General features: G+C 45.4%; 14 protein-coding genes. 8 read left to right on the top strand and 6 right to left on the bottom strand.

Annotation, left to right across the window (positions count from 1 at the left end):
* Positions 1-7 precede the first annotated feature (7 nt).
* Positions 8-727, top strand: a complete 720-nt coding sequence (locus AB4263_RS20560) for a glycerophosphodiester phosphodiesterase family protein (RefSeq protein WP_372098812.1) — start codon at positions 8-10, stop codon at positions 725-727.
* Positions 728-887: 160 nt separating this feature from the next.
* Positions 888-1,625: a sulfite exporter TauE/SafE family protein gene (locus AB4263_RS20555; RefSeq protein WP_102394179.1), complete on the top strand. Its 738-nt coding sequence runs from the start codon at positions 888-890 to the stop codon at positions 1,623-1,625.
* A 105-nt stretch (positions 1,626-1,730) separates the two neighbouring features.
* Here AB4263_RS20555 and AB4263_RS20550 read toward each other — a convergent pair whose 3' ends face one another.
* Positions 1,731-2,504 carry a murein L,D-transpeptidase family protein gene (locus tag AB4263_RS20550; protein WP_017067270.1) on the bottom strand — a complete coding sequence of 258 codons (774 nt, stop codon included), beginning with the start codon at positions 2,502-2,504 and terminating at the stop codon, positions 1,731-1,733.
* A gap of 2 nt (positions 2,505-2,506) precedes the next feature.
* Entirely contained in the window at positions 2,507-2,989 is a 483-nt protein-coding gene (locus AB4263_RS20545) for a GNAT family N-acetyltransferase (protein ID WP_017064907.1), read from the bottom strand.
* Positions 2,990-3,218: 229 nt separating this feature from the next.
* On the opposite strand from AB4263_RS20545, the gene AB4263_RS20540 reads away from it, so the two are divergent.
* The 3 genes from AB4263_RS20540 (at position 3,219) to grxB (ending at position 5,502) form a co-directional block, all read left to right on the top strand.
* On the top strand, positions 3,219-4,199 hold the full coding sequence (locus AB4263_RS20540) for a Gfo/Idh/MocA family protein (protein WP_017060561.1): 981 nt from the start codon (positions 3,219-3,221) through the stop codon (positions 4,197-4,199).
* Positions 4,200-4,363: 164 nt separating this feature from the next.
* Positions 4,364-4,522 (top strand): hypothetical protein, encoded by a 159-nt coding sequence (locus AB4263_RS20535; protein WP_004733064.1) that lies wholly within the window; start codon positions 4,364-4,366, stop codon positions 4,520-4,522.
* 347 nt (positions 4,523-4,869) lie between these two features.
* Entirely contained in the window at positions 4,870-5,502 is a 633-nt protein-coding gene (gene grxB / locus AB4263_RS20530) for a glutaredoxin 2 (protein WP_372098811.1), read from the top strand.
* Between the two features lie 140 nt (positions 5,503-5,642).
* Here the strand turns inward: grxB and AB4263_RS20525 are convergent, their stop codons facing one another.
* The gene (locus AB4263_RS20525; protein ID WP_017060559.1) at positions 5,643-6,476 is read right to left on the bottom strand and encodes a pyruvate, water dikinase regulatory protein; all 834 of its coding nucleotides are present in this window, start codon (positions 6,474-6,476) and stop codon (positions 5,643-5,645) included.
* A gap of 178 nt (positions 6,477-6,654) precedes the next feature.
* Between AB4263_RS20525 and ppsA the strand changes: the two genes are divergently transcribed.
* Positions 6,655-9,027, top strand: coding sequence for a phosphoenolpyruvate synthase (gene ppsA, locus AB4263_RS20520; protein ID WP_372073508.1), 2,373 nt, complete (start codon positions 6,655-6,657; stop codon positions 9,025-9,027).
* Positions 9,028-9,122: 95 nt separating this feature from the next.
* Here ppsA and AB4263_RS20515 read toward each other — a convergent pair whose 3' ends face one another.
* Positions 9,123-9,914, bottom strand: coding sequence for a hypothetical protein (locus AB4263_RS20515; RefSeq protein WP_065584879.1), 792 nt, complete (start codon positions 9,912-9,914; stop codon positions 9,123-9,125).
* A 66-nt stretch (positions 9,915-9,980) separates the two neighbouring features.
* On the bottom strand, positions 9,981-11,336 hold the full coding sequence (locus tag AB4263_RS20510) for a serine hydrolase (protein WP_017060556.1): 1,356 nt from the start codon (positions 11,334-11,336) through the stop codon (positions 9,981-9,983).
* A 92-nt stretch (positions 11,337-11,428) separates the two neighbouring features.
* Here AB4263_RS20510 and AB4263_RS20505 point away from each other — a divergent pair, with 92 nt between their 5' ends.
* Together AB4263_RS20505 and AB4263_RS20500 are read left to right on the top strand one after the other, a co-directional pair.
* Positions 11,429-12,403: an AraC family transcriptional regulator gene (locus AB4263_RS20505; RefSeq protein WP_017060555.1), complete on the top strand. Its 975-nt coding sequence runs from the start codon at positions 11,429-11,431 to the stop codon at positions 12,401-12,403.
* A 262-nt stretch (positions 12,404-12,665) separates the two neighbouring features.
* The gene (locus AB4263_RS20500) at positions 12,666-14,000 is read left to right on the top strand and encodes an MATE family efflux transporter (protein ID WP_017069196.1); all 1,335 of its coding nucleotides are present in this window, start codon (positions 12,666-12,668) and stop codon (positions 13,998-14,000) included.
* A gap of 108 nt (positions 14,001-14,108) precedes the next feature.
* Here the strand turns inward: AB4263_RS20500 and AB4263_RS20495 are convergent, their stop codons facing one another.
* Positions 14,109-14,342, bottom strand: a complete 234-nt coding sequence (locus tag AB4263_RS20495) for a phosphonate metabolism protein (protein WP_010428389.1) — start codon at positions 14,340-14,342, stop codon at positions 14,109-14,111.
* Between the last annotated feature and the right edge of the window lie 131 nt (positions 14,343-14,473).

The following is a 14,473-nucleotide window of genomic DNA, read 5'->3' as shown; positions in this document are numbered from 1 at the left end:
ATTAATTATGTCGTCTATCATCGTAGGTCATCGGGGTGTTGCAGGTACTCACCCAGAAAATACCAAAGCAAGCATTGAACAAGCCGCTAAACTCGGCTTGAAATGGATTGAAGTAGATATTCAGCCAACTCAGGATGATCAACTTGTGGTTTGTCACGACCACACCCTTGAGCGCTGCAGCGATGGCAAGGGTCGTGTCGACGAACACACCCTTGCAGAACTGCGTCAGCTCGATTTTGGCAGTTGGAAGTCTGAGCAGTTCGCTGGTGAAAGAATATTGACGTTGGAAGAGTTGCTCGCGCTTGCTGAACAGCATGATCTCAGCGTGAACTTAGAGATCAAAGTCGACAGTCGACATCAAGCGCCTCATGTCGTTGATTTGCTGCATACCGAGTTGATTCGTTCAAATCTAGACACCGACAGAGTGCTGCTTTCAAGTTTCAGCCATCAAGTCGTTTCTGAAATGGCTCGTCACCTGCCGAGATACCGCGTAGGTCTGATCACCGAGCAACTGACTCAAGCCGACTTGATGTTGATTGACGAGGTTAAAGCGTTCAGCTGTCACATGAACTACGAGCATGTGAATCAGAGCGATCTTGATACACTCAGTGAAGCAAATATTCAAACTTGGTGCTACACAGTAAACGATCCCTCTCACTTCCAATTCATCTCAAAAGTAGATGCCGTATTCACTGATCTTCCGAATCAATTTACCTCTATAAATTGACCAAGCGAATACTGCAAAAACAACCCCGAGAGACTTTAAAATTAACTCTCGGGAAACCTTAAAATTAGGTAGCAAACACAAGTGAGTATGAGTACATTCCGCTACTCACTTGGTTTCATTAGCTCGCTCTATTTAGACAGCTTCATTGGTTACTTAATTTATGGATCTCATTTTTAGTCCAACCTTCCCAATTTTGGGTGCAATCTTCATTTTCGCCGCTATTGTTCGTGGCTTCTCAGGTTTCGGTTTCACCTTAGTGGCATTGCCATTAAGTGCGTTATTCGCGCCTGTTATCGAACTGGTTCCCGTCTTCATGTTGATCGATCTCCTAGGCAATGTTCAATTACTGCCTAAAGTTCGAAAGCACGTTAACTGGCGCTGGGTTTTAAAGGTGTTTATCCCTTGTTTTGCCTTCACACCAGTCGGCCTACTTCTGCTTAAATCCGTTAGCCAAGACACGATCATCTTGATCATCAGTGCCTTCATTTTTGCGTCTGCGCTTATGATCTATAAAGGCTTCCAGTACAAAAGCGAACCTAGATTTGCTCCCTATATTCTAGGCAGCCTTGCAGGTGTAATGAACGGCGCGGCTTCGATGTCAGGACCTCCAATTGGCACTCATGCATTGGCAAGCCCAGTCGCTCCGCACATTGCTAGAGCCGGACTGATAGCCTTCTTTGTCTTGGCGGATTCCACTGCATTTGTTTCGGCATCTATCGCTGGGTTAGTCGACCGCGATGTAGTTTGGCTGACTCTCGCGCTTCTACCAAGCAGCATGTTTGGCGGTTATGTGGGTTCTAAACTGTTCGAGAGATTTGGTGGAGCGAAGTTCAAGCCAGTCACCATTGCATTGCTGATTGTGATTGCAATATTCAGTGCAGGTCGAGTCATACTGTAACTGGCTTTAGCGGTTAAGTTTGGACGTTGCTTTTACGAATTGGTTTCGCGAATTGATTGCGCTAATTGACTGCGGAAAGTGATTAAGAAAACTGGGTACCAATGACTACCATTCGATATGGATAGGGGTACCCATTTTTACAAGTTGGAGAAACTCATCCATATCTTGATTGGTTAACGCGATACAGCCATCCGTCCAATCAAAACTTTGAATAAAGCTCGGCGAACGACGCTCGCCGTTTTTGATGCCATGGATTTTGATGTTTCCTCCAGGATCTACATCATTTTGCTCTGCCCATTGCATATCCGAAGGTTGCGGATAGTTAATATGTACTGAGCGATAAAAGTCCGACTCTTCCATCACATAATCGAGCTGGTATTCCCCTTCCGGCGTTCGGTTGTCCCCTTCAAAGCGTTTATGCCCTTTCGGTTGTTTGCCTAGCGCAATACGAAACTCCTGAATCACCTCTTCACCTTTTAGCAGATACATCCTACGTTTCGATTTATCGACTTTAACTAACGTAACCACTTGCGACAGCGAATCTATCTCAGATGCGCTATCCGGTACGTTGTAAAACTGTCGAGAGGAACTTTGAGGTGGACGTTTTGATGACCCTTGAGAAAGCTGAGCTACCTTTTCATCAGGGCTACTGTTAAGAACATCATCCACAATAATCACATGCTCGGAGTTTGAGCTGGTGGAAGAGGTTGAATTAGATGAAGACGTTGAGACACGTTGAGAATGAGCCGGGGCAGACTCGAATACGATGGTTTCGATAGCGGTCGCGTCAGAGACTATTTTCTCGACCACGACTTGCTCAGCATTCGCGTTCGAAGCCACAAACAGTAAACACAGTGATAAAGGCAGAAACAGACGCACCTTTAGATCTCCTCAAAACGCATGGACATGGTTCGTGACTGAGTTTCCATTCCTAACGACTCATAGAAACCCTGAGCTTGTTGGTTAAACTCCATTACCTCCAACCTAAGTTCTATCGCTCCTCTCGCCTGCGCCCATTGATTAAAAGACTTCATTAACGCTCGACCAGCACCTTTGCTCTGAACCTGATCGTTCACCACAATCGTATTGACCCTTGCCACCTTGTGCGGCTGAATAAAACTGACGCCTTTGTTCTGCGTTACCTTACCCGCTAAAAAGCCAACGACTTGCTTGTCGTCTACTGCAACCAAGAAAGCGCCAAGTGGGTCAAGCATCAAACCTAACCAATACTCTTCACTGTCGGCCAAGCCTTGTGACGCTGGTGCAAATACCATAGGCGCACCAAGATGATGTTGACGGTTTATCTGCTCAGAGAGCGCTAAGATCGCGTTAATATCAGTTACCTTGGCCGTCCGGATTTGCATATCATCACCTTGTTTGAATTCAATAACACCTTAGCAAAAATGGCTTAGTTGTGCACCGTTACACTGGTCAACTCAGACGCTCTGTGAAGGCTGAACATTAATATTAGGCACTATGTTTAGGGAAATTGTTCCGTAAATCTCAGGCACATTGCCAGCCGTTGAGTGCTACTATCTCTGCAGAATCAATATACTAACGACGACTAACGACGACTAACGACTGGATACCTATATGATTAAGTTTGCTGTAATTGGAACCAATTGGATTACACAAAAGTTTGTTCAAGCTGCACACGAATCTCAATCGATGCAACTTGCTGCGGTTTACTCTCGAAATCTAGACAGCGCGGCACAGTTCGCCCAAGAATTTGACGTTGAAACCACGTATGACTCACTCGACGCATTGGCCAATGACAACACTGTAGAAGCCGTGTACATCGCTTCCCCTAACTCACTGCATTGCGAGCAATCTATCTTCATGATGGAACACGGCAAGCATGTTATCTGTGAAAAGCCGGTTGCATCAAATATTGATGAAGCAACACGCATGTTCGAAGTCGCTGAGAAAAACGGTGTGGTGCTGTTTGAGGCGTATAAATCTCAATTCCTACCGAACTTTAAGCAAGTTCAACTTGGGTTAGAAAAGATTGGCAAGGTACATAAAGCACACATCAACTACTGCCAGTATTCATCGCGCTACCAAAAATACCTAAACGGCGAGAACCCAAATACCTTCAACCCAGCTTTTTCTAACGGCTCATTGGTCGATATTGGCTTTTACTGTGTTGCCGCGACAGTCGCGCTATTTGGCAAACCTGAAAACGCACAGGCTTCTGCAAAGCTACTTGATTCAGGTGTCGATGCTCATGGCTGTGCGATCTTCCAATACCCTGAGTTTGATGTGACCCTTGCGCACTCCAAAGTCAGCGACTCTTATGCGCCAAGCGAGATCCAAGGTGAATTAGGGGCGATCATCATCGATCACATCGCTGAATGTACTGACGTTAAGATCCGCTACCGCGATGGCACGGTAGAAAACCTTACTCAAGCACAAAGCGAAAACTCCATGAGTTACGAAGCGCAGGCCTTTGCTAGCTGCATTGCTGGCGACAACGCAACACAAGCGCAGGCCCAACTGCGCGCTTTAACGGTTGCGAAGTTAATTACAGAGATGCGCCAACAAGTTGGTGTCGTGTATCCAGCGGATAAATAACGTCACAGCGTAAGTTAACAAACTAATTTTTAATACATAATTATTTATACATAACTGAATTTAATCTTTACGACAAATAACCGGATTAGTTGATTGAGGTCCCATCTGTTTAAATCCGCGTTCGATATCTATCGTATTTATTTAATTTATTGAAGGTGTGTAAAGTGTTTTCAGTTGATGATCGCGTTGTAGCAACAAAAGGTGTTGAACTAGGTGAAATGGTAGTAACTGGCCTAAGTGCTGGTGGCGGCTACGTTCACGTTACAACGGTAGAAGGCGCAATGACGCTTACTTACCCAGCGCAAGATCTTAAAAAAGCATAGTTTAACCACTCTGCCCTTTTAGTAGTCACTCTACTAAAGGTAACAAAATTGAGGCTTTGGCTGACTTCACTCTTCTGCATTAGAGTAAGCAGCCAGAGCCTTTTTTATGCCCGTCATTTACCCACCAGCTTTCTCATTAGCTTACTCGTTACAATAAAACCGCACTCAACTGACAATAGAATTAGGCAACGAGTTTCTACACTAGGTGCTTATTCTCATCGTTCTCTTGATATTCCCATGCACTTAATCGCAGTGAATAGTTCTTGTTAACAAAGGCTTATTGTCTGCGAAAGTTTCTGGTACATTAGCATCATCTTATACTAAGAAAGACCCGAATGAGGGAAGCTATGAAGCTTTACATTTACGATCACTGCCCTTTCTGTGCAAGAGTCTCCTACATTGCTCAATCGCTAGGCTTGAACATTGAGCTTGTTTCTGTCGATTATGATGATGCCCAAACCCTTATCGATCTGATCGGTAAAAAGATGGTACCCGTCTTACAAAAAGACGATGGCTCTATCATGGCAGAGAGCCTAGATATCATCGCGTACTTCATGGACTTGAAATCAAGCGATGAGCAGCGTGTGCCATCTGAGCAAGTGACTGTGTTCCAAACTCGCGCATTCCCTCTTACTCAACAGATTGGACGCCCACGTTGGTGGAACCTCGACTTGGCTGAATATCGCTCTGCTGGAGCCAAAGAAGCTTGGCGTGCCAGTAAAGAGACCGAAGGTTTTAACTTTGAAGAACTGTTAGAAAAGACGCCTCAGTTCGTTCAACTGATTAACCCATTACTGAAAGATGCCGAACTCTTACTGGATCTAGAGAATGGTGAGTCATCACTGCCTCTAGTCGATCAAGCGGTGTATTTCTCGATGCTTCGTGGCTTTTGCGTAGAACCAAGCATCACATGGCCACCAGCACTTGAACGCTGGTTAGAAAAGAAAAGTGAAACGCTAAAGCTGTATTTACTTCGCTAGAAAGCTATCTCGATTAAGAAAACAAGCTCTGACTCGCAAGCGACTACAACGAGCACAAACAAAAAATCGAAGCTCTCAGGTGTAAACTGCGAGCTTCGATTTTCTTTTATCTGGCCATTCTATTTCTCTAAGGCTTTGTCTTACAGCAGACGCCTTCTCAAACCCGTTCGCTCCAAGATTCGTGTCGAAATTTCTTCAACCGATAGTGAAGAGGTGTTGATGTAAGGTATCGCTTCTCGACGGAACATCGCCTCTACCGTTTGCAATTCATACAAACATTGTGAGTCACTGGCGTATTCGCTGCCTGCTAAGCGGTTCTCACGAATTTCAGTGAGCCTTTCTGCATCAATGGTCAAACCAAACAGCTTATGTCGGTAAATCTCAAACTCTGGCAACAGCTTTAAGCGTGCCAAGTCATCGTGGATAAATGGGTAGTTTGCTACGCGTAAGCCAAACTGCATCGCCATATACAAACTTGTTGGTGTTTTGCCACTTCGAGAAACACCCAACAAGATGATGTCGGCTTCTTCCAGCCCTTTTAGCGTGATGCCATCATCATGCGCGAGCGTGTACTCAATCGCAGCAATACGGTCGAAATACTTCACCGAGTCCTTGTTTACACTGCGTGAGCGCTGCAACTTAGGAACAGGCGCCATCTGAATGTCATCCTGTACTTTCTGCACGATGCTCTCTAACACGTCATAACAGTGCGCGGGCGCTTCTAGCAATTTGGTTTTGATATCAGGTATCACAATCGAAAAGAACACTAGCGGTTCTAATCCGGTATCACGATACGAAATTTCAATCTCTTTTAATAAATCAGAAAGTTTGTCCTCACTTTCCACAAACGGAAAGGTTTTTTCATTGGCTTTAAAAGGGAATTGACCTAGAACAACATGCCCTAAAGTCTCACATGTTATGGCCGTTCCATCAGAAACATAGAATACATCACGACTTTGAATATCAATTTGCATTTTTTATTTAATGTTTAAAATTATTTTGAGTAGGATGGTAACCATAATATAGATAATAAAACCCTGCTGACTATTACGTCCCCCACAGCTTTAGAAAATAATTTACATTTTTTTAAACTGACACGTAATCGTTTGCCTTTAAATCCCTACAATGCTTGCTATGTTTCTGGAGAAATAAATGCAAAATAATACCCTATGGTTCAATGGCCTATCCATGGAAGATGTCGACAAAGTCGGCGGTAAGAACGCCTCACTGGGCGAGATGGTTTCTAACCTGTCCAATGCTGGTGTTTCTGTACCTAATGGTTTTGCTACCACCTCTTATGCGTTTAACGACTTTCTTGACTACAAAGGTCTTGATGAGCGCATCCACCAACTACTTGATGAACTTGATGTTGAAGACGTTGACGCACTGCGTAAGACAGGTGCAACGATTCGACAATGGGTTCTAGACGCACCCTTCCCAGAATCACTAGAGCAAGACATCCGTGATAACTACCGCGAGCTAATCGAAGACAACGAAGAATTGTCTGTAGCTGTGCGTTCATCTGCAACCGCAGAAGACCTTCCAGATGCTTCATTCGCAGGCCAGCAAGAAACCTTCCTTAACGTGAAAGGCATCGACGCGGTACTCGAAGCAACCAAGCACGTTTACGCGTCACTGTTTAACGACCGCGCTATCTCTTACCGTGTACACCAAGGCTTTGACCACCGTGGCATTTCATTGTCTGCGGGTATTCAACGCATGGTTCGCTCAGACAAAGCCTCTTCAGGTGTGATGTTTACGCTTGATACTGAGTCAGGCTTCGACCAAGTCGTGTTCATCACCTCTTCTTGGGGCTTGGGTGAAATGGTTGTACAGGGCGCAGTGAACCCAGACGAGTTCTACGTGCACAAGCCAATGTTAGAAGCGGGTCACTACCCAATCGTTAAAAAGACGTTTGGTTCTAAGTTGATCAAGATGATCTACTCGACCAATCAAGAGATCGGTAAGCAAGTCGACATCATTGATACTGACGAGCAAGAGCGTAACCAGTTCTCACTGAACGATGAAGAGATCAAAGAGTTAGCAAAACAAGCGATGATCATCGAGAAGCACTACCAACGTCCGATGGACATCGAGTGGGCGAAAGATGGTATCGACGGCAAGCTATACATTGTTCAAGCTCGCCCAGAAACCGTATGTTCTCAAAGCGATCAAAACGTTATCGAGCGTTACGAGCTAAACAATAAGGCGGATGTCTTGGTTGAAGGCCGCGCTATCGGTCAGCGTATCGGCTCTGGCCCTGTTCGCTTGGTTGATTCTCTAGACCAAATGTCACTGGTTCAAGAAGGCGACGTGCTGGTAACTGACATGACAGACCCAGACTGGGAACCTGTGATGAAGAAAGCGTCTGCGATTGTGACTAACCGTGGTGGCCGTACTTGTCACGCTGCGATCATTGCTCGCGAGCTTGGTATCCCAGCGATTGTTGGTTGTGGTACAGCAACAAGCAGCCTAAACGATGGCGATACCGTGACAGTGTCATGTTCAGAAGGCGAAACAGGCTACGTTTACAACGGCGAACTCGATTTTGAAATCAAACGTTCTGAGGTTGATGAGCTACCAATGCTACCAACCAAAGTAATGATGAACGTGGGTAACCCAGATCGTGCCTTCGACTTTGCACAAATCCCGAACGAAGGTGTTGGCCTTGCTCGTCTAGAATTCATCATCAACAAGATGATCGGTATTCACCCTAAAGCGCTGCTTAACTTCGATGCACAAACGGATGAGCTAAAAGCGGAAATCAACGAACGTATTCGTGGCTACAAAGATCCTATCGATTTCTACGTAAGCAAATTAACAGAAGGCATCGCGACTATCGCTTCTGCATTCTGGCCTAAGCGTGTGATCGTACGTATGTCTGACTTTAAGTCGAACGAGTACAGCAACCTAGTCGGCGGTAAAACGTTTGAACCGCATGAAGAGAACCCAATGCTGGGCTTCCGTGGTGCATCTCGTTACATCTCACCAGTATTCGAAGACTGTTTCGAGCTAGAAACTCAAGCGATCAAACGCGTTCGCAACGAAATGGGCCTTAAGAACGTTGAAATCATGATCCCATTCGTTCGTACTCCAAGCGAAGCGGCATCGGTTATCGACATTCTGGCTAAGTTCGACCTACGCCGTGGCGACCAAGGTCTGAAAGTCATCATGATGTGTGAGCTACCATCGAACGCAATTTTGGCTGATGAGTTCTTGAAGTACTTCGATGGCTTCTCTATCGGTTCAAACGACATGACACAGCTGACGCTTGGCCTAGACCGAGATTCAGGTGACGTGGCACACCTATTCGATGAGCGTAACCCAGCCGTGAAAGCAATGCTGAAAATGGCGATCGATGCAGCAACCAAAGCGGGTAAATACGTGGGCATTTGTGGCCAAGGCCCATCTGACCATGACGACCTAGCAGAGTGGTTAATGGAGCAAGGCATCAGCTCTGTTTCACTAAACCCGGATACGGTTATCGATACGTGGTTGAAGCTAGGTAACGTTGCTAATAAATAAGTAAATAAGTAACGCTTCACGCGGTACCTTAACGACAAAAGCCAGTCACGTTGACTGGCTTTTTTAGGTTCTTTCCAAATTAGCTGGCTAGAGCGCTAGAAGTAGTATCTCACACCAACCCAAGCTTCGGTTTGCCAACCATTCGGCATTGGCACACCTTTCACATCAACATCCGCTTTGGTAATGTCATAGCGCGTATTCAACCACCAAGTTCTTGCAGTGTTCATCGGCACATTTAACGATGTTTTAAATGAGAAGTTTTGCATGTCGATATCATCACCAGAAAGATCTTGCCACTCAGGAACCAAAGACACATAAGCGCCAGAGTCACCGAGATGCTTCGCGGTAATCAAACCAAGCGAGTATCCCGTTAAATCATCTTTAGATGAAGTGACGCCAGGGATCTCCATACTACCAGTCATCAGTCCTGCTCTTGGAAATACCAGGAATCCACCGGTATAAGCTGGATTAATCGCAACAACACCGCCAACCGACAATAAGTCATTTTTAATACTGTTGCGCGTATTAATATAATCTAATGAAAGACCCACTTTAGGCGTAGCTTTCGTCCCCGTTTCAAAGACGTGGAAGTACTGAATTCTAGAGTTGCTGTACTCTGTACCGAATTTGTCTGGATCGCGAAGCGCTGTGTTGCTTTCATCGACAAACGTCCCTTCGGCCAGTAGGGCAAACTGCTGACCGTTTTCTAAACCGCCAGAAACTTGCCCTTGAAATTGGATATCTGAACTACCATTCAGCATCAATGCAGCTTGAGTATAAACTTTAGTGACATCAGCAGGATCGATAACACGTTCGGAATCTGAATCAGCATGTGCAGGAAGGGCTAGACCTAAACTCAACGGGATTAATAGAGCAAAATTTTTCATTATATCTCTCGAAAGTCGTTTGCTTCCTCCTTGAAGCCTGGAACATCCTGTTAGGTAATAAATAGATTACTTGTCAGCAAGTAGTTTTGCTGCCGAACGCATTAGTGCAGGGCCTTTATTCTCACCAAAACCTGAGTGGTATGGGTTGGTTGAGAACATCACACCCACAAAGTCACGTGCAGGATCGATGTAAATAAATTGGCCTAGGTTGCCACTTTTCGACATTGCACCGTCATTGAAAATGAAATCAAATTGGTATGCGTTGTAGTCTGCTTTTTCGTTGTATGCGTGCAGTGAACTGCTCTCTTTGCTAGTACCTACGAATGCTTTTGGATCACCGCCGTTGCGGATACGATCAATCACAGCTTGTGACACCACTGGCTCATCAGCCACCGCTTTCCAGCTAGGTGTAAATAGTGTTCCCCAGCGAGCCATGTCTTCTACCGTTGATGAAACCAAGCCAACCGCGATCGCCATGCCATCTGGCGTCAAGTTGAATTGCATTGGTTGACGTGCGTGCACTTTTGACCAAACACGATCTTCGAATACTTGAGTCCAAGTTTTGTTCTCAACGTTTTCAACTAACTTAGTCAGCACCATGGTGTTGATAGATGCGTAACGGAAATGGTCACCGGCTTTTTCACCTTCCAGTTTCTGTGCACCTTGAGCCACTTCCATCCAAGTTTCCATTTCACCCGTTTTTGCACGAGGTGAGTTAAACGATGCCGCAAAGAAACGCACCACATCAGAGTCTGGGTTCAAGATAGACTCTAATGTCTCTTCATTGTCTAGCGCGGTCGACATGTTCAGAACTTGGTGTACTGTGATGCCATCCCAGTTCGTTCCTTTCAATTCAGAAACATACTCAGCGATCTCTTTTTCAGGGTCGACTTTGCCCTCTTCCACTAACATTGCGATCACTGTGCCAACCGTCGTTTTTGCTGTAGATGCCCAAACGTGCGTATCTGTCGGCTTCATACCTGGGTAAGCTTCGTAAACGATCTCCCCTTTGTGAATCAACATAAAGCCTTGGGTACGGAACTGTTCATCCGCCAAGTACTCATCCATTGTCAACTGACCTTTGCTTTCAGTATCAACTTTCAGTGCAGCGAGTCGTGGGTCGATATTTTTGACTAAAGGCTTGTACTCTTCGTTTGGAGCCGCCAGTGCCGTTGGTAGAAACTCACTCATGTGCATGTTGTAGTAAACGCTGTGGTCGCCGCCCATCTGCCAATGAAAGTTATTGAATAACTCACGAGCTGAGTCAGTAAAACTTGGGGTAAATGCTGTGCTCGCCTCTTTCACGGTCAAGGTAACTTGAGCACCTTCAACTTTCAGAGCTTCTTCAACTGGGTTTGCTGCAAGAGCAAATGATGATGGGGTCGCTAACGATACTAGAACGGCAATGTGTTTAAGTTTCATAATTGTTCTCCTGTTTGGGTTAGGGAAAGTATAGGGAGATGCGCTACACTTAATTAGGTCACTTGATGACATTTAATGGTAGGCACAAAACAATGAAAGCATCATCGAACACCACCAGCATACTGCTCACTTCGACCAGTAACATTGCTCCATATATTCAGTATTGTGACAAACATAGACTGGATTGGCGCACCGTCGCCGTTGCGTGCGGTCTACCCATTGAACTGACACAATCCAATCAATGGCTTCCTACACAAGACGTGATTCGCTTCATTCATGGCCTTGAGCGTAAGTTTGGCTATTCGATAGGGATTGAGGTTGGACGTAAGGCCTCTCTAGAGCAATTGTCACCTGAGCTAGACCGAAAAATTGAACAATGCACTTCTCTCGAGCAAGCGGTACGCTGCTTGATTACTGAAATATCGACCTTAAGTAATCACGTCACCATATGGACGGAAAAAAGCGATGGATTGTGGTGGCTGTGTCATCGAAGTTGCTATCACCCATCGACCTCAGGTTTTGAACAAGCAGAATGGTTTCGCGCCCTGACCGTGATTAGCCTATGCCGTAAGTTCATTGACAGTCACTGGCAACCATCACACGCCAAGTTGGTCTCTAAGCACAACAGCGCACGTAAATTACCTAAGCATTTCTTTGATTCTGATATTCAGTTTGAAGAGCAATACGGTGCGTTCTCGATTCCGCTGCCCGATGATTATCGTGCCATTTCAGAACGAAATAGTACCCAAGATTGGCATCACGCTGTCGAGATATTAATAGACACCTATGCGACTCTACCTTGGTTCAATATTGAGTGGTTTGCGACCATGCTCGGCATGACAAAACGAACGCTGCAGAGAAACCTGAAGAGCAAAAATATTCTCTTTAAACAAGCCAAAGAACAAGTTCGGGAAGCTAAAGCAAAACAGCTACTTGAAGAGACCAACCTTTCTGTTCAAGACATCAGTTGGCAAGTGGGTTACAGCGACTTGAGTAATTTCAATCGTGCATTCAAAGGTTGGGTTGGAGTCACGCCACCAAGTTATCGGGATAAAGCGAAACATTAGAAATAGTCGAATGGAAAACCTTTAGACCCAATCCGCTAATATAAAACTCAGAAACAAGATACGACACCTTAAATTTCAATAAGCGAACGCATAAAGTTACATTGTACAATGCTCACATACCGATGAAACTGTGCAAAGGTAATATCGATAGATTTAATGACATTTATTGGTATCGAGCTAACGTTACGTTATCCTTTACGCAATTCTTCATTGAGTGGATTGTCACTACGACAAACCTACCTTCAAGACTGATAAGAGTGTTATGAATTCTACGACCGCAACTCCCTCGCCTTCTCTTGGCCGACAACTCTATACAATGACATGGCCAATGCTGTTTGGGGTGCTCTCCCTGATGAGCTTCCAACTTGTAGACAGTGCTTTTATTGGCCAGTTAGGCGTACTGCCGCTCGCGGTTCAAGGCTTCACGCTACCAATTCAGATGATCATTATCGGGATTCAAGTCGGACTAGGCATCGCGACAACGGCTGTGATCGCGAGAGCTATTGGGGCTAACGAGATACGCTATGCCAAACAGCTCGGCGGATTAGTCGTTGCGATGGGCAGTGTGAGTGTCGCGCTGTTCTCGGTCATCATCTATCTGTTGCGTGGTCCTATTTTACAACTCCTCGATGCACCACCGACGGTACTGCCGATCATTGATTATTACTGGATCTATTGGCTGGTAAGCTCTTGGACAGGCGCACTGCTCTACTTTTTCTACAGTGTGTGTCGTGCCAATGGTAATACCATGCTGCCCGGTTCGATGATGATCGCGACCAGCATCATCAACTTGATATTGGACCCGATTTTCATATTCACGCTCGACATGGGTATCAACGGAGCCGCGATTGCGACCATCTTGGCGTTCGGTGCGGGTATCTTTATCGTTGCTCCTAAGGTAACTAAGAAGCATTGGATGACATTCGACTGGCACGATCTTGATATCGGCAAGAGTATTCGTTCTATAGGAAACATCATGGGGCCTGCGATGATCAGTCAGCTACTGCCACCAGTCTCTTCGATGCTCGCCACCAAACTGCTTGCAGGCTACGGCACAGCAGCCGTTGCAGCTTGGGCGCTAGGTTCACGTTTTGAGTTCTTTTCGATTGTTGCAGTGCTTGCTCTGACTATGTCGATGCCACCTATGATTGGCCGAATGTTGGGAGAAAAGAACCTAGGGAACATACGTAGTCTTGTGAAGATTGCCGTGATGTTTGTATTAGGATTCCAATTGGTGATCGCACTGGTAACTTGGATGTTCTCTGGCGGGCTGGCAAATCTCATGACCAGCGAAGACGAAGTCTCGACCATTTTGAACTACCACTTACTTATCGTTCCTATCAGTTTAGGGCCGTTGGGTATCTGTATGCTGATGGTTTCTATCTCGAATGCGCTTGGTAAGTCTTATACTGCCTTAACGATATCAGCACTGCGCCTGTTCGCCTTCTTCTTGCCTTGCTTGTGGATTGGTTCGCAGCTTGCTGGTATTGAAGGCCTGTTCTGGGGTGCCATGGTGGGTAATGTGCTTGCCGGTACATGTGCTTGGTTTATGTACCAACGCGCACTTGGGCAAGTCGAGGCTAAGCTTTCTAATTAATCAGTTAGCGAACTAAACGGCTTGCCAGCTAAACCGCTATAAAGTTATTAAACGAAAAAGCAGCCACTTAGGCTGCTTTTTTAGTTTCAGACTTAAAATATATTGGGGTTAGACTTGCTCAAAGTAAGCCAAAAACTCACCGCAATCTTTTTGGAATGGTGGCAATATTTCTGCTAGTGTTTCATCATCCCAATGCCACCATTCAAAGCTTTCTAATCGCTCGGCATAGCTAGGAGCATCAAACCGAGGACGCAGTTGCCAAACGCAATCGAGTATGGCGGTACGCCTTAAGCAGCGGTTGCCAACGAAAACAATCAAGCAGTTCAGGCCCTGCATCAACATAAATGAGTTAATCATTCCATTGTATCAAAGTACTTCACCAGCCTAAAACTGCAGTACTTCAGTTTCATTCGGGACCATTTTAAAAGGAAGTTATACCAATTAAAGTAAAAGTGTGATCTAATTAAGATTGA

Origin of the sequence: Vibrio sp. 10N.261.55.C5, from assembly GCF_041470505.1 — a bacterium.
Classification (GTDB): Bacteria; Pseudomonadota; Gammaproteobacteria; order Enterobacterales; family Vibrionaceae; genus Vibrio; species Vibrio crassostreae_C.
Note: the sequence above shows the minus strand (reverse complement) of the source record. Positions and strands in the feature narration are given on the sequence as shown.